Origin of the sequence: Terrimonas rubra, assembly GCF_042686025.1 — a bacterium.
GTDB lineage: Bacteria > Bacteroidota > Bacteroidia > Chitinophagales > Chitinophagaceae > Terrimonas > Terrimonas rubra.
In genome coordinates, this window is sequence record NZ_JBHUOZ010000001.1 from 1824150 (window position 1) to 1839431 (window position 15282).

Below are 15282 nucleotides of genomic sequence, written 5' to 3' on the forward strand. Positions count from 1 at the left end.
CTACTGCCAAAAGCGGGAACTGTGACTGACCGGAGTTACCTGCGCTGATAGCTCCAAAGAATGAACACCCGTAGCCGAGTTTTCCCCACCACCAGGCTATTAACCGGCAGCCCGTTATTTCTTGTTAACTTGCACCCATGCAACAGTATTTAGATTTATTGCAACATATTTTAGATAAGGGCAGTGAAAAAACTGACCGTACCGGCACCGGCACCATCAGCACTTTCGGTTACCAGATGCGTTTTAACCTGCAGGAGGGCTTTCCCCTGGTGACCACGAAAAAAGTACACTTAAAAAGTATTATCCACGAGCTGTTGTGGTTTTTAAAAGGTGATACCAATATCGCTTACTTAAAAGAAAACGGTGTTCGTATATGGGATGAATGGGCCGATGAAAATGGTGACCTGGGGCCTGTATATGGCAAACAATGGCGTAGCTGGGAAACCAAAGGTGGTAAAGTAATTGACCAGATAAGTGATGTAATTGCACAGATAAAAAAGAACCCCGACAGCAGGCGCCTGGTAGTAAGTGCCTGGAACGTGGGTGAACTGGGTGAGATGGCGTTGATGCCCTGTCACAATATGTTCCAGTTTTATGTGGCTGATGGTAAATTAAGCTGCCAGCTGTACCAGCGCAGCGCCGATGTTTTTTTAGGTGTGCCTTTTAATATTGCCTCCTATGCTTTACTTACCTTAATGATAGCACAGGTATGTGATTTGCAGCCCGGTGATTTTGTACATACGTTTGGGGATGTGCATATTTACAGTAATCATAAAGAGCAGGTGAACCTGCAGTTAAGCCGGTCGCCGCTGCCCTTGCCGGTAATGAAAATTAATCCGGCGGTAAAAGATATTTTTTCGTTCCGGTACGAGGATTTTACACTGGAAAATTATGAAAGCCACCCGGCTATAAAAGCGCAGGTAGCGGTATAGGATTTAACAACCTGTTAACAGTGTATACTCCGGAACGCATGTCAATGGCTTTGTTGATAAAGCCACTTAAAAACTTAAACCCGCCGTTATGAGACTATGTATTGCTGTTATATTAAGTATTGTGCTGTTTTCCTGTAGCTCGCCCCGTTACGTTAATTCACCTGCAGCCTATAATGCCACATTTTTTAAAGAAAGGGGAGATTTTAAAGTAGCTGCTTCCGGCTCTATTAATCCCGGCCGTATTGTACAGGATATTGATGGTGCAGACAGTGACGGTGAACGGAACTATTCCACCGGCCTGGATGGACAGGTAGCCTATGCCCTGACCAATAATTTTATGGTTACGGTGGGTGGTTTGTACCGCAACGAAACCGACCGCTTTGATGAGGACGAACTTAGCTCCGGCAGCACAGGAAGCAAGGTGAAGTATAAACGTTATATGGTAGATGCGGGTGTGGGTTTTTACCTGCCTATGGGGCGTAGCAAACGTCATTACTTTAATATTATTGCCGGTGCCGGTTTTGGTAACAGTCGTCATACCGACTATGGTATGCCGGATAGTGTACCTACCAGGATGACGAGAAATTATAAAGCCAATGTAGCCAAGTTTTACCTGCAACCCGCCTTTAATTTTTCTTTCAGCGAGCAATTCAGGATGTCCTTAAGCCCTAAGATATCGGGCCTTACCTTTAGTAATATTAAAACGGATTATAGTTCCGTTGAAGAAAGTACGCTGAACCTGGATGGTGTAAGAGGCAGGACCATGATGGTGTTTGAGCCCAGTATATTCTTCCAGGTAGGGTTTAAAAATGCGGATTGGATAAAACTGGATATAGGCATGAACTTTTCAACCCCTCCGTTTTACCTGAATGTGAGTGACGACGGCGGTCCGGAACTTTATTCAAGGGGCTTTTTATTGTCGCTGGGAACCTCTTTCTATCCTTTTGCGGGCAGGAATAAATAATAAAACACTTATAATAACTGAAAAGCGTACGGGATAGCTACCTGTACGCTTTTTTTATACCTTTACCGGCATATATGATCATTTCTTTAGTAGTAGCCGCATCTAATAACAACGCCATTGGCAAGGACGGTAAAATGCCCTGGCATTTGCCCAACGATTTAAAACATTTTAAAAACGTAACCTGGGGCTTACCGGTGGTGATGGGCCGTAAAACCTTTGACTCGCTGGGTAAACCTTTGCCGGGCCGTAAAAACATTGTGATAAGCCGTAACGGCGGCTGGAAACATGATAATGCCGTAGGGGTAAAGAGTATTGAGGATGCCATGTTTTTAGCCAAACAGATGGACGTGAAAGAGCTGATGGTGATTGGTGGCGGTGAGATATACAAACTGTTATTTGAAAAGGCCAAAAGAATTTATTTAACCAGGGTAGATGCCGAGTTTGAGGCTGATACTTTTTTTCCGGCGGTGGATGATACGGTATGGAAGCTGGTGAGTAATGATACTTACAAGGCAGACGAAAAGAATAATTATGATCATGCTTTCCAGGTATGGGAACGTATAAAATAACCGCAAGGCAACACCTGATATGTATTCACCGGTAAAGCTTACAAAAAAATATATACAGTATTACTGGCAGGCTAACAACAGCAAAGGGCATGGTATGCATTCGCCTTTTGTATTTAGTTTTATAACCAAAGTACTGAACGATACCACAGCTTATAAGGACTATGCCAGGGTAGAAGCCATGAGGCAGGCCCTGTTACAGGATCATACGGTGATTGAAGTACAGGATTTTGGGGCCGGCTCGGTTACCACTAATTCCAACCAGCGAAAAATTAGTGCCATTGCACGGCATGCGGCCAAACCTAAAAAATTTGGACAATTGTTATACCGTATGGTACAGTTTTATAAACCCCAGACCATACTGGAATTAGGCACTTCGCTGGGTATTACGAGTGCTTACCTGGCATTGGGTAACCCGCAGGGCCGGTTAATTACACTGGAAGGCGCACCTGCCATTGCTACTGCTGCACAACACAATTTTACCCGCCTGCAACTGCAGAATACAGAACAGGTGGTGGGCCCTTTTGAAAATACGCTGGAGAATGTATTGGTCAAAAACGCGCCCATAGATTTTGCTTTTCTGGACGGCAACCACCGGCTGCAGCCTACCCTGGATTATTTTGAGCAGCTGTTACCTCGTATTCACAACGATACCATATTGGTATTTGACGATATACACTGGAGCCTGGAAATGGAAGAGGCCTGGCGGCAAATAACCGCTCACGAGGCGGTACGATGCAGTATTGACCTGTTTTTTGTAGGCGTGGTTTTATTCCGTAAAGAGTTTTTAGAAAAACAACATTTTGCCATCCGGTTTTAGCGGTTGCCTGTATTCAAATATTTTACAACACCTCCTTTTTTCACATTGGCATATTACCAAATTTTCAAATTGACTAATTATATATTATCTTCGGTACGTTCCGTATAAGTTACTTACTTAAACCTGATGCATGATAATTGGCCTGCTTAAAGAACCGGATTTTGAAACAAGGGTATCGATGGTGGCAGAGACAGTTGCCGCAATTACCAAAAAAGGAATTACCGTTTTAGTAGAAGAGGATGCCGGTGCAAAAGCCTTTTGTGCCAATGACGAGTATGAAAAAGCCGGCGCTACCATTACCACCCGTGCCAATGTTATAACCCAGTCAACAATCATTGCTGTTATCCATCCACCCGTTGCTACGGAACTGGGCCAATATGCCGTGCAGGGAAAAGTATGTATAGGTATGTACCAGCCTTTATTTCATCCGGGTTTAATGCAGGAGTATGCGGCACAGCAACTCACTGTTTTTTCGCTGGATATGTTGCCTCGTACTACCCGTGCCCAGTCAATGGACGTATTGAGCTCACAGGCCAATATTGCCGGGTATAAAGCGGTATTAACGGCAGCAGCTTCGTACGGCCGTTATTTTCCCATGTTCATGACCGCTGCCGGAAGTATTGCTCCTGCCAAGGTGTTGATACTGGGTGCCGGTGTGGCGGGCTTACAGGCCATTGCAACGGCCCGGCGTTTGGGTGCGGTAGTAGAAGTATTTGATACCCGCCCGGCAGTGAAGGAAGAAGTAATGAGCCTGGGGGCTAAGTTTGTAGAAGTAGAAGGCGCTGCCGATGCCAGTAAGGCCGGTGGTTATGCGGTGGAACAAACGGAGGAGTATAAACAAAAACAACAACAGCGTATTGCCGAGAGTGTGGCCAAGGCCGATATAATTATTACCACCGCCCAGATACCGGGTAAAAAAGCGCCTGTATTAATTACTGAGGCCATGTTGCAATCCATGCGGAATGGTTCTGTTGTTATTGACCTGGCAGCAGCTACTGGCGGTAATACACCGGTTACGCAAAATGCACAAACCGTTCATTACAATGGGGTAAGTATAATTGGTAACTCTTCGTTACAAAGTACCATGCCGGCTGATGCAAGCAAACTGTATGGTAAAAACCTGCTCAATTTTTTACAACTGATCATTGATAAAGAAAACCAGTTGCATTTAAACTGGGAGGACGACCTGGTAAAGGGGGCCTGTATTACACATGAGGGCGCAGTGGTGCATGAAAGGGTAGTCGGTGCATAGTCAGGAAGACGGAAAGTACAAGCAATGAGCAAAAGGCAATGAGCAAAAGGCAATGAGCAAAAGGCAATGCGGCAATTAGCCAGCGGAATAGTGAAAAGGGAAATCTGTCAGCAAGACGGGGAGTTAGGAAGCATCTGACTTCTCAAATCTCAGGTCTTTCGTCTGAAAGTTTAGTGCCTAATAACAATTAACGTTTAACAATTAACGAATAACCATGAGCGATTTTTTAAACTGGATCACCCTGCACCAGCAAATCATTTACATTGTGATACTCATGATCTTTGTGGGTATTGAAGTAATAGGCCGTGTGCCCAGTGTACTGCATACACCATTAATGAGTGGTGCCAATGCCATACATGGTGTAGTGATCATCGGGGCTATTATTGTAATGGGTAAGGCAGAGCATGATAATTACCTGGCCCTGATACTTGGTTTTTTAGCGGTAGTACTGGGAACATTAAACGTGGTGGGGGGCTTTGTGGTAACGGACAGGATGCTGGAGATGTTCAAGGGAAAAAACAAACCTGCAAAAGGAAATAAAACCGGCCATTAAGCCGGAACATGTTATGATATGTTCCTATAACCTCCACTGATAATTTTATGATGCTTACTTTAATATACCTGATCGGCAGTGTTACTTTTATCCTGGGTTTAAAAATGTTATCCAACCCGGCTACGGCACGCAGGGGCAACCTGATAGCCGCAGGCGGTATGGTACTGGCCATATTAGGCACTATTTTCCTGTACGAAGAGAACGGCGAAAAACTGGGCAACTATGGCTGGATATTCGGTGGTATTGCCATTGGTACGGTCATCGGTTTTTTAGCAGCCAAAAAAGTAAAGATGACGGCGATGCCCGAGATGGTGAGCCTGTTCAATGGGATGGGTGGGGCCTGTGCCATGCTGATCTCTATTGTAGAGTTCAATCATCTGGTAAATCTGCATACTAGTCATGTAGATTATGAATGGTTTGCGTTTGGCCCAGCTAACAGGGGTTCTTTGGTTATTAGTATAATACCAGCCGGACAATTATTTATTATTGTACTTGGATTAATAATCGGGACAGTTTCGTTTGCCGGAAGTATTGTAGCCTGGGGGAAGTTAAATGGTAAGATCAGGGATTTTTCTTTTAAAGGGCAGCAGGTACTAAATATTATTGTGCTTTTATTAATTGTAGGTCTTGCAAGCTATTTAGTATGGAAAGCCAGCCAAACGGGGATCGAAATTTCAGGTTTTGCATTGGAAAAAAACCTTCCTGATGAGTCATTTTTTACTGAGATCAAATTTTTATTCTACAGTATTTTTATACTATCAATTTTCTACGGTGTCTTTTTTGTACTACCCATTGGTGGTGCCGATATGCCGGTGGTTATTTCTCTCCTCAATTCTTTTACGGGGGTGGCGGCTGCCTGCGGTGGTTTTTTATACGACAACAAAGTAATGCTCACCGGCGGTATACTGGTGGGTGCAGCCGGTACCTTGTTAACCATACTCATGTGTAAAGCCATGAACCGTTCCCTGGCTAATGTATTAATAGGTTCCTTTGGTGGCAATAAAACCACTGCCGGTGGCGCGGGTGGTAAAGAACAGGGTACTTATAAAGAAATATCATTGACCGATACAGCCGTGGTGATGGCTTATGCCAATAAAGTATTTATTGTGCCGGGTTATGGCCTGGCGGTGGCGCAGGCGCAACATGTATGCCATGAGCTGGAAAAATTACTGGAGAGTAAAGGGGTAGAAGTAAAATACGCTATTCACCCGGTGGCAGGACGTATGCCCGGGCATATGAATGTATTACTGGCCGAAGCCGATGTGCCTTATGAAAAGCTGCTGGAGATGGAACAGGCCAATGAAGAGTTTGCTACTACCGATGTAGTACTGGTATTAGGGGCCAATGATGTGGTGAACCCTGCTGCCAAAACCGATCCGGCTTCTCCTATTTATGGTATGCCGATCCTGGATGTGGAGCTTGCTAAAAATGTAATTGTCAACAAGCGCAGTATGAAACCCGGTTATGCCGGTATTGAGAATGCCCTGTTCTTTCAACCCAAAACCTCTATGTTATTTGGCGATGCTAAAAAGGTATTGCAGGATCTGGTAGGAGAGATAAAAAATTTGTGACCTATATTTAAATTTCATGGAATTAAATATAAGACGACATAAACCTTTTTTAATAGGGGCTTGGGTTAATGCAATTACTTTACTGTTAATAGTATGTGTGAATATTATTTCAATTTGGTATTTCCGTAAAGAGGGAATTAAGGGTTCATACCTTAGTCCATGGATAATAATTTGGAGCATAATATTACTTGCGGAGGTCATTGTTTATATTAAAATACGAAGATTAATATATCGTAAACTTTGGGTTTGGATACATGTTTTATTAATTAACATAGCTTTATTTATCATTCCAATGTCTGCTGGTTTTTTAGGTACATTGGTTTATGATGAAAGTGAAAATGTGCGTACCACCGCTCTTTGGTTGTTTAAAAATTTAATTTATTTTATTTTTGCGTTCTTAATATTAGGGCACCTTTTCTTCGCCTTAACTTTGTTTAAAAGTTTTCAACTCAAAAAATCTGCTGGAAAGAATGATGAAGCTCCCGGACTCCTTGATGAATTCGTTAACTAATGCCAATGGCTTTAACCGGGAAGCTTTTGAAGCTGTACACACATCAGGCGAACAGATCACTTCTATCCGCATCAATCCCAATAAAATAAAGGATAATGCCGTATTGCCTTTTACGATTGATACGCTTCCCCCTGTCCCCTGGACCACTAACGGTTACTACCTGCCTGAACGCCCTTCCTTTACATTTGACCCCTTATTCCATGCAGGTACTTACTATGTACAGGAGGCCAGCAGTATGTTTGTGGAACAGGCTTTGCGCCAGACAACCGACCTGTCACAGCCTTTAAAGGTATTGGACCTATGCGCCGCCCCGGGTGGTAAATCTACCCATTTACAATCATTGATCAGTCCTCACAGTTTACTCGTGAGTAATGAGGTAATTCGCAGCCGGGCTAATATTTTAAAAGATAATATCATTAAATGGGGAGCAGATAATGTGGTGATCACTAATAATGATCCGGCACATTTTAAACCGCTTACCGGGTATTTTGATGTGATACTGGTAGATGCACCCTGCAGTGGCAGCGGCCTTTTCAGGCGTGATGAAGAAGCGATAGCCGAATGGAGCGAGGATAATGTAAACCTCTGCTGCCAGCGCCAGCAGCGAATCCTGGCTGATATATGGCCCTGTCTGAAGGAAGGCGGTATACTCATCTATTCCACCTGTTCCTTTTCGCAAAAAGAAGATGAGGATATTGTACAATGGATGGTGGAGGAATACAATGCCCTGGTAAAACCATTGACCCTTCAAGCGGAATGGGGCATAGTTGCCGGTGAAAATGGTTATCGTTTCTGGCCCGACCAGGTAAAGGGCGAAGGATTTTTCCTCGCCTGTTTGCAAAAGCAAACACCCGAAGCCGAGGTAGCGATTAAAACAAAAAGAAAAACGGAATCCCCGGCTAAATCACAGTTAACAGGTATACAGCAATGGCTGGCACCAGCTGCGGCACAACAGTTCATCGTACATGAACAGACCGTGTATGCCTGGTCGGGTATGTTATTAACGCAGGGCAGCTTTTTACTGGATAAATTAAAAGTGATCTACTCCGGTACCAAACTCGGAGAACTAATGCGGGATAAATTAATTCCCGATCATGCCCTGGCCATGAATCCTGCTTTGCAGGGTAAAATACAGTCGGCGGACTTAGATCATGACGATGCTATTGCTTTTTTGCAACGTAAAGATATTAAGCAGTTACCGGCAACCAAAGGCTGGCAACTGGCTGCATACAAAGGGCACGCCCTGGGTTGGATGAATGTATTTCCGAACCGTATTAATAACTATTATCCGAAAGAATTAAGGATATTGAAAGATAGCCTGTGATTATAGGTATAGGGTGTAAGGTGTAGGGTATGAGGTGTAAGGTTTAAGATATAAGGTGTAAGGCCTAAGGTGTTTATTTTTCGCCGGGCTCATAGTCCTGCGGTAACATGGTGCTTATTTTTTCATTAAAGCCCCACCAGGCCGTAGCCAGTAATTTATCGGGATAAAAATAACTTCCATCCGGAGCAATGAACAAGGGTGTTTCTTCTGTAATGAAAATAAGGGAACGCTGGTAATATGGTTTCCGGTTCTCATGAAAAAAATCAAGATAAGCCTGGTCTTCCATACCGTTTTTATAGGTAATAGACAGGTAGTTGGGAAAGTAGATCAGTTTATACTGACCCTCTTTACCAATGGAAATACTATCCAGTGTCATAAAATCCCTGCCATACTCTTCAATAAAATCATTCTGGCGTAAAACCCGCCTGTAATATTCTGTTGAATCGGGTGAAACAGCCCCAGGTTTTACCTGTACAGCCGAATCTTTTGTAGCCGGTGTATTGCTGCGTGTACTTACAAAAATATTTCCGCTCATGCCAACTGGCCCCAGTTTACGCACCCTTTGTTTTTCGAGGTTGGGGTGTTTCACCATACGGCGTACTTCAAACCCTTCTTCCAGCAGCTTATCATTGTACAGGGCTGTAAAAAAATGTTTCATCGATCCGTAATAGGCTTTCTCCCTGTTCTTTACCCAGCGTTTTTTAGGATCTTTATCATCCTTTCCCAGTTGTGTAAACAAAGTATAACCATAATAAGTAGTCGATCCTTCTCTGAACTTCATTTCAAAAGCTTCCAGCTGGTATTCAATTTTATAACCCAGTACTTTATTTTCAATAACCAGTGGTTTATCGGCAATAGCTTCTAAGCGGTTACTGCGTTTATAATAACGGAACCGGATATCCTTATGATTTTTTAAAATACAATCTTTGGCGTTGGTGTTATTGCCGATAAAACTTCCTAAAAAAGTTTTGCCCCACTTCTCCCAGCTTTCCTCTACAAATGGCTCCAGTACTACATTATCCAGCTCCACCAGCTTTTCCTTCATTTCCACGCGCAGTTTAAGCGGCAGCTGCTCAGTGGTAAATGAAAAAACAGTTGTCTCAAAACCTACCGATGTGGACACCAGCTCATACTTCCCCGGTTTAATATCGGTTATTTCAAAATACCCGGATGAGTTGGTGGTGGTGCCCTTGGAGGTATTGGTTAAAAATACACTTACGCCACTGATGGGTTGCCTGGTTACACCATTCACCACCGTTCCCCTGATAGTTTGCTGGGATAAAACATTACCTGCCAGCCACAATAATAAAATGGATGTAAGTATCAGTCGCATCTTACGAAGATAGTAATATGTTGCGAAGATTTCGTAATGATTGAATGTTAATTATGGTTAAGAAGGGGGGTGTAGGGTATAGGGTTTAAGGTGTAGGGCATAAGGTATAGGGTGTAGGGCGAAAGCTTTAGGGCTTAAAGTGTGGGGTAAATGGCTTAGCGTGCAGCGGCATAAAAAAAGGCGTAAGTCCTTTCGTTCTTACGCCTTTCTCATTATTTACTTTGTTTAGCCCATATTGTGAAACACTTTCTGCACGTCTTCGTCCTGCTCCAGTCTTTCAATCAGTTTACTCACGTCCTCGGCCTGTGCATCGGTTACCGGTACTGTTGTAGTAGGTATCCATTCCAGCTCGGCGCTGATAGGCGTAATATTTTTTTCTTCCAGCGCATTTTGCATATTACCAAAATCGGTAAAGCCAACACGCACCACAATCACTTCTTTTCCTTCTTCAGTGGTACTTTCGCCTAATTCCTCCAGGCCAAAATCAATCAGTTCCAGTTCCAGGTCATCCGTATTCAACCCTTCAGGGTTTAATTTAAATACCCCCATTTTTTTAAACTGGAATGCCACACTGCCGCTGTTACCCATCGCGCCATGACCTTTTGTAAAATGACTTTTTACATTGGCTACTGTACGCACATGGTTATCGGTGGCCGTTTCTACCAGCAGGGCTACCCCATGCGGTGCGTAACCTTCGTATAATATCTCGTCATACGTTTCCATCTCCTTGCCCTGTGCCCGTTTAATAGCCGCTTCTACGCGGTCTTTGGGCATGTTCACACTCTTGGCATTCTGAAAACAACGGCGTAAGGCAGCGTTGCTCGATGGGTCCGGTCCGCCGGCTTTCACTGCAATTGCAATCTCTTTTCCAATACGTGTAAACTGTTTGGCCATACGGTCGTAACGGGCAAACATACTGGCCTTACGTACCTCAAAAATTCTTCCCATAATATACTATTATACCTTTACCCGCCTGGGTCAAGGCTGCTTATTTATTTTATTATTTGTTGGTCAGCAGCAATGCTGTTATCAGCTTCCGTTGCGTCGCACACTGCATCGTTCCCGCCGCTTATCAGCTATTAATAATCTCCCGGTAGAATGAGTTATAACAATAAACGGTGCCGCAAATGTACAAAACCTGTGCTTACGAATAACGCACCGCTGTACCCGAAGCTACCACCATTAACATACTGCCACCGCTGCCTACTGTTTCAAAATCAAGATCAATACCAATTACGGCATTGGCACCCAGGGCCTGGGCCTTATGGCTCAGCTCATTCAATGCATTTTGACGGGCTTCTTCCAGCACTTTTTCATAAGTACCGCTACGGCCGCCAAAAAAGTCACGCAGGCCTCCCATGATGTCTTTTAAAAAATTAGCACCGATGATTACTTCAGCTGATATTACGCCTTTATAATCTTCTATTGTGCGTCCTTCAATGTTGTTGGTGGTAGTTAATAACATAAAGTCAGGTTTATCCTGCAAAGATAATAACAGGAAACATATCCGCCGGTTTGTTATTAGGCTACAATTTCCTGATACTGATGGCCACACCGCCGCTGGGGGCCAGTTTTTGGGCAATTTTGGTTTTAGAGGTGATCGTTTTTTTATAAATATGGTAGGCCTGTGGGTTGGTAATATAATGGGCATCTTTGGCATCCTCGTAAATAATAGCCTCGTATTTTGCCCCCGGGTCCAGGAAACTGAACTGAATGTCAAGGGTCCTGGCATTCTCGTCCGTAATGCCACCCACAAACCAGTCATCTTTCCCTTTTGCTTTACGGGATGTTAAAATATAATCACCCGGCTCAGCGGCCAGTATTTTGGTGTCATCCCAATCCACGGCCACGTCCTTAATAAACCGGAAGGCATCGGGAAAACGTTCATAATTATCAATAATATCTGCTGCCATCTGTAAAGGACTATACATCACCACGTATAAGGCCAGCTGTTTAACCAGGGTGGTCTTTACAAAACGGGTATCGTCTTTTTTATAATAACTCAGCTGTGTCTGGAAAATGCCGGGTGTATAATCCATTGGTCCGCCCATAAACCGGGTAAAGGGTAATATGGTCTGGTGGTCGGGGTTATTGCCCCCAAAAGCTTCATATTCTGTGCCTCGGGCTGCTTCGGCTGCTATCCAGTTGGGGTAAGTACGGTGCAGGCCGGTAGGGTGTACCGATTCATGCGAGTTCACCATCATTTTATATTGGGCGGCTTTATCCACTACCCGCTGGTAATGCTCAATCATCCATTGGCTGTAATGGTGTTCGCCGCGGGGAATAATATTCCCTACATAACCTGTTTTTACCGCGTTATACCCATAGTTCCGCATCAGTTTAAAAGCAGTATCCAGGTGTCTTTCGTAATTCGTTACTGCCGAGGATGTTTCATGGTGCATAATGATCTTTACGCCTTTGGCATGAGCATAGGCATTCAGTTCTTTCAAATCAAAATCCGGGTAGGGTGTTACAAAATCAAATACATACTCCTTCGATTTACCAAACCAGTCTTCCCAGCCTTCATTCCAGCCCTCTACCAGTACACCGTCAAAGCCATGTTTGGCAGCAAAATCAATATACTTTTTTACATAACTGTTGTTCGCTCCATGGGTGCCGTTCGGGGTGGTTTTAGTATAATCGGTTTTACCCAAGTGTACATTGTCCAGGTTGGTATAACTCCAGCTTTTCTGGCCAAATATCATCTCCCACCAAACGCCTACATACTTTACAGGTTTTATCCAGTCGGTAGAAGTATACGGGGTTGGGTCATTCAGGTTCAAAATTAACTTAGAGCTTAACATGGCCGGTGCATTATCAGCCACTACAATGGTACGCCAGGGTGTATGAAAAGGTGTTTGTATATAGCCTTTATTACCTTGCCCGTCGGGTGTTAAATGCGCTTTAAATGTATAATTCTTCGCATCAATATTCAAACAATAACCGGGGTAACCTATCAGGGCTGCTTCATGTATATTTACATATACTTTACCATCCGGCGATTTTAATTGTACCGGGGTTTGTACCGATAGCGGAACAATCTTTTGGGAGGCATTGCCGTCATAGGATTTATCAAACAGGGCGGGTATGGCCGATAAGGTGGAACGGGTATAATTATATTCCTCCGTATCATAATCACCCGGTATCCACCAGGCCGTATAATCTTCGGTCAGTTTTATCTCGGTATCTTCTTCGGTAATAACAAAGTAGTTCAGGTTTTGCTGCTCGGGAAATTCATAACGAAATCCCAGGCCATCATTGAATAACCTGAAACGGATACGAATGCTCCTTTTTTCTTTGGGCTGTTGTAAGGTAACCAGTAACTCGTTATAATGGTTGGTAATGCTTTTAACCTCTCCCAATACAGGCTGCCATTGCTCATTAAAGGTGTTTTGTTGCTGGTCGCTTATGGTAAAACCGCCATGCAGGGAAGCGCCTTCTTTCAGGGTAAGTCCTAGCTTACTGTTGTTTACCAGTAGCTTATTTTTAAAACTTAACTGGTAATATGGCACACTATCCGTTAGTTTAAATTGTAACTGTAATTGTCCGTCCGGGGAGCTTATCTGTTGTGCACGGGTAACAACCTGCAGCAATACCAGGCAAAATAGTACAAGCAAATTTTTCATATAGCTGTATTTTAATAATAAAGAGAGTAAGCAAATGTAGGGTTTTTTATAATTGTGTACTAAGTACATATTAAATTGTAGTTATAAAAAAGCCGCCCGTATAACAGGCGGCTTTAATTTATACAGGCAATAATAGTTATTTACCCGGGTTATTAAGTTTACTGTTTTTCTTACTGTAACCGAAGTAGATGATAAAGCCAAGTGCTAACCAGGCGCCTAAACGAGCCCAGTTTTCCCAGCCTAAACCAAATATCATGGCACCGCAGGCAACAATGCCCAGGATAGGAACAAAAGGCACCAATGGTGTTTTGAACTGGCGTGGCATATTCGGCTCGGTCTTACGTAAAATAATTACCGCGGCACATACCAGCATAAAGGCAAACAGGGTACCGATGCTGGTCATATGACCCACCACATCACCCGGTACAAAAGCGGCAAATAAGGCTACCAGTATCAGGATCACCATATTTCCTTTATAAGGTGTTTTGTATTTAGGGTGTACTTCAGAAAATACTTTGGGTAATAAACCGTCTTTACTCATGGAGAAGAATACACGGCTTTGGCCTAATAACATTACCAGGATCACCGAAGAGAAACCGGCTAAGATGGCAACCGTTACCGATTTGCTTAACCAGCCATATTCCGGCATTGACTCCCTGATAGCCGCTACTACCGATGCTTCACCACCTTTTGACGGGTCACGGAAGAACTCCAGCGGAGCCAGACCGGTCAGTACGTGAGAGAACAGAACATATAAAATAGTACAAACGATCAGTGAACCCAGGATACCGAAAGGCATAGCTTTTTTAGGATTCTTGGTTTCCTGCGCTGCTGTACTTACCGCATCAAAACCAATGAATGCAAAGAACACCGTACCGGCTGCACCCAGTATACCCATTATACCACCGAAGTTGTGGGTAATACCCTGGTGATCTACATACTTGGTAGCTTCAGGTATATATGGTACGTGGTAAGCAGGATTGATATGGCTCCAGCCTAATGCAATGATCAGTACTACGATGGCCACTTTAATGATCACAATAAGGTTATTCACAAAAGCAGATTCCTGTGTACCTCTTATAAGCAGTAAACTAATGGCGGTTACAATACCCAGTGCCGGTAAATTAATAATACCATTTTTTACCGATACCGTTTCCTGCAGGGCTTGCGGTAATTTTTGCAACACATCATTATCAATGGCTACCCGATTGTTGGCCAGCAGGTTTTGCATGGAAGCTTCACTTAAAAAGCCGCTGTACTGTGCTGCTTCCGAAGCATTGGCAATATTAATGGTGTTTAAATGCTGGAAAGGGGAGTGACACCATTCATACGGGACGGGACTGGTGTTAAACACTTCTACTAATAAATTATTTAAATACTCGCTCCAGGCTATACCTACCGTGGCGGCACCTACTGCATACTCCAGTACAAGGTCCCAACCAATGATCCAGGCCAGTAATTCACCCATGGTAGCATAAGTATAGGTATAAGCACTACCCGAGATTGGAATGGAAGAGGAGAGCTCCGCGTAACACAGACCCGCCAGCGCACAACCCACAGCAGCCAGTAAAAAGGCCAGTGTTACCGAAGGACCGGCATTTTGAGAGGCGGCGGCGGCGGTGCGTACAAACAGGCCTGCACCAATAATGGCACCAATACCTAACGCAACCAAACCCCAGCCGGTTAAGGTTCTTTTTAGTGAGTGTTCACCCGTTTCATTTGCCTCAGCCAGTAAGGAATCAATGGGCTTTTTAATAAAAATACTCATAAGTTGGAAATTGTAGTTTTATATGCAGTTTTTTAAATGCAGCCTGAAAAGTAAGGATTTAT

14 protein-coding genes are annotated in these 15282 nt (G+C 43.7%); 9 read left to right on the forward strand and 5 right to left on the reverse strand.

Annotated features, from left to right (window positions below; translation table 11 throughout):
* Nucleotides 1-137: 137 nt before the first annotated feature.
* From ACFS6H_RS07730 to ACFS6H_RS07770, 9 genes are all read left to right on the forward strand, one after another.
* Complete coding sequence (locus tag ACFS6H_RS07730; RefSeq protein ID WP_386096927.1) at nucleotides 138-932, forward strand: thymidylate synthase; 795 nt, start codon at nucleotides 138-140, stop codon at nucleotides 930-932.
* 88 nt (nucleotides 933-1020) lie between these two features.
* The gene (locus ACFS6H_RS07735; RefSeq protein WP_386096929.1) at nucleotides 1021-1896 is read left to right on the forward strand and encodes a hypothetical protein; all 876 of its coding nucleotides are present in this window, start codon (nucleotides 1021-1023) and stop codon (nucleotides 1894-1896) included.
* A gap of 74 nt (nucleotides 1897-1970) precedes the next feature.
* Entirely contained in the window at nucleotides 1971-2465 is a 495-nt protein-coding gene (locus ACFS6H_RS07740; protein WP_386096931.1) for a dihydrofolate reductase, read from the forward strand.
* Nucleotides 2466-2484: 19 nt separating this feature from the next.
* The gene (locus tag ACFS6H_RS07745) at nucleotides 2485-3282 is read left to right on the forward strand and encodes an O-methyltransferase (RefSeq protein WP_386096933.1); all 798 of its coding nucleotides are present in this window, start codon (nucleotides 2485-2487) and stop codon (nucleotides 3280-3282) included.
* A gap of 130 nt (nucleotides 3283-3412) precedes the next feature.
* Nucleotides 3413-4534 (forward strand): Re/Si-specific NAD(P)(+) transhydrogenase subunit alpha, encoded by a 1122-nt coding sequence (locus ACFS6H_RS07750; protein WP_386096935.1) that lies wholly within the window; start codon nucleotides 3413-3415, stop codon nucleotides 4532-4534.
* 214 nt (nucleotides 4535-4748) lie between these two features.
* Entirely contained in the window at nucleotides 4749-5087 is a 339-nt protein-coding gene (locus ACFS6H_RS07755) for an NAD(P) transhydrogenase subunit alpha (protein ID WP_386096937.1), read from the forward strand.
* A 50-nt stretch (nucleotides 5088-5137) separates the two neighbouring features.
* A complete protein-coding gene (locus ACFS6H_RS07760) occupies nucleotides 5138-6658 on the forward strand; it encodes an NAD(P)(+) transhydrogenase (Re/Si-specific) subunit beta (RefSeq protein WP_386097241.1) in 1521 nt (506 codons plus the stop codon).
* 16 nt (nucleotides 6659-6674) lie between these two features.
* Nucleotides 6675-7169 carry a hypothetical protein gene (locus ACFS6H_RS07765; protein ID WP_386096939.1) on the forward strand — a complete coding sequence of 165 codons (495 nt, stop codon included), beginning with the start codon at nucleotides 6675-6677 and terminating at the stop codon, nucleotides 7167-7169.
* Entirely contained in the window at nucleotides 7129-8493 is a 1365-nt protein-coding gene (locus ACFS6H_RS07770) for a methyltransferase RsmF C-terminal domain-like protein (RefSeq protein ID WP_386096941.1), read from the forward strand. The genes ACFS6H_RS07765 and ACFS6H_RS07770 overlap by 41 nt, the downstream gene beginning before the upstream one ends.
* 73 nt (nucleotides 8494-8566) lie before the next feature.
* On the opposite strand, the gene ACFS6H_RS07775 is transcribed toward ACFS6H_RS07770, so the two are convergent.
* From ACFS6H_RS07775 to ACFS6H_RS07795, 5 genes are all read right to left on the reverse strand, one after another.
* Nucleotides 8567-9826, reverse strand: coding sequence for a carboxypeptidase-like regulatory domain-containing protein (locus ACFS6H_RS07775; RefSeq protein ID WP_386096943.1), 1260 nt, complete (start codon nucleotides 9824-9826; stop codon nucleotides 8567-8569).
* 225 nt (nucleotides 9827-10051) lie between these two features.
* Nucleotides 10052-10774, reverse strand: coding sequence for a YebC/PmpR family DNA-binding transcriptional regulator (locus ACFS6H_RS07780; RefSeq protein ID WP_386096945.1), 723 nt, complete (start codon nucleotides 10772-10774; stop codon nucleotides 10052-10054).
* A 196-nt stretch (nucleotides 10775-10970) separates the two neighbouring features.
* Complete coding sequence (locus ACFS6H_RS07785) at nucleotides 10971-11291, reverse strand: YbjQ family protein (RefSeq protein ID WP_386096947.1); 321 nt, start codon at nucleotides 11289-11291, stop codon at nucleotides 10971-10973.
* Nucleotides 11292-11352: 61 nt separating this feature from the next.
* On the reverse strand, nucleotides 11353-13452 hold the full coding sequence (locus ACFS6H_RS07790; RefSeq protein WP_386096949.1) for a glycoside hydrolase family 97 protein: 2100 nt from the start codon (nucleotides 13450-13452) through the stop codon (nucleotides 11353-11355).
* Nucleotides 13453-13588: 136 nt separating this feature from the next.
* The gene (locus ACFS6H_RS07795; RefSeq protein WP_386096951.1) at nucleotides 13589-15220 is read right to left on the reverse strand and encodes an amino acid permease; all 1632 of its coding nucleotides are present in this window, start codon (nucleotides 15218-15220) and stop codon (nucleotides 13589-13591) included.
* Nucleotides 15221-15282: the final 62 nt, after the last annotated feature.

Bases quoted from the DNA above. Each gene is read 5' to 3' on its own strand.
- ACFS6H_RS07730 (WP_386096927.1), top strand. From the start codon at position 138: ATGCAACAGTATTTAGATTTATTGCAACATATTTTAGATAAGGGCAGT.
- ACFS6H_RS07735 (WP_386096929.1), top strand. From the start codon at position 1,021: ATGAGACTATGTATTGCTGTTATATTAAGTATTGTGCTGTTTTCCTGT.
- ACFS6H_RS07740 (WP_386096931.1), top strand. From the start codon at position 1,971: ATGATCATTTCTTTAGTAGTAGCCGCATCTAATAACAACGCCATTGGC.
- ACFS6H_RS07745 (WP_386096933.1), top strand. From the start codon at position 2,485: ATGTATTCACCGGTAAAGCTTACAAAAAAATATATACAGTATTACTGG.
- ACFS6H_RS07750 (WP_386096935.1), top strand. From the start codon at position 3,413: ATGATAATTGGCCTGCTTAAAGAACCGGATTTTGAAACAAGGGTATCG.
- ACFS6H_RS07755 (WP_386096937.1), top strand. From the start codon at position 4,749: ATGAGCGATTTTTTAAACTGGATCACCCTGCACCAGCAAATCATTTAC.
- ACFS6H_RS07760 (WP_386097241.1), top strand. From the start codon at position 5,138: ATGCTTACTTTAATATACCTGATCGGCAGTGTTACTTTTATCCTGGGT.
- ACFS6H_RS07765 (WP_386096939.1), top strand. From the start codon at position 6,675: ATGGAATTAAATATAAGACGACATAAACCTTTTTTAATAGGGGCTTGG.
- ACFS6H_RS07770 (WP_386096941.1), top strand. From the start codon at position 7,129: ATGATGAAGCTCCCGGACTCCTTGATGAATTCGTTAACTAATGCCAAT.
- ACFS6H_RS07775 (WP_386096943.1), bottom strand. From the start codon at position 9,826: ATGCGACTGATACTTACATCCATTTTATTATTGTGGCTGGCAGGTAAT.
- ACFS6H_RS07780 (WP_386096945.1), bottom strand. From the start codon at position 10,774: ATGGGAAGAATTTTTGAGGTACGTAAGGCCAGTATGTTTGCCCGTTAC.
- ACFS6H_RS07785 (WP_386096947.1), bottom strand. From the start codon at position 11,291: ATGTTATTAACTACCACCAACAACATTGAAGGACGCACAATAGAAGAT.
- ACFS6H_RS07790 (WP_386096949.1), bottom strand. From the start codon at position 13,452: ATGAAAAATTTGCTTGTACTATTTTGCCTGGTATTGCTGCAGGTTGTT.
- ACFS6H_RS07795 (WP_386096951.1), bottom strand. From the start codon at position 15,220: ATGAGTATTTTTATTAAAAAGCCCATTGATTCCTTACTGGCTGAGGCA.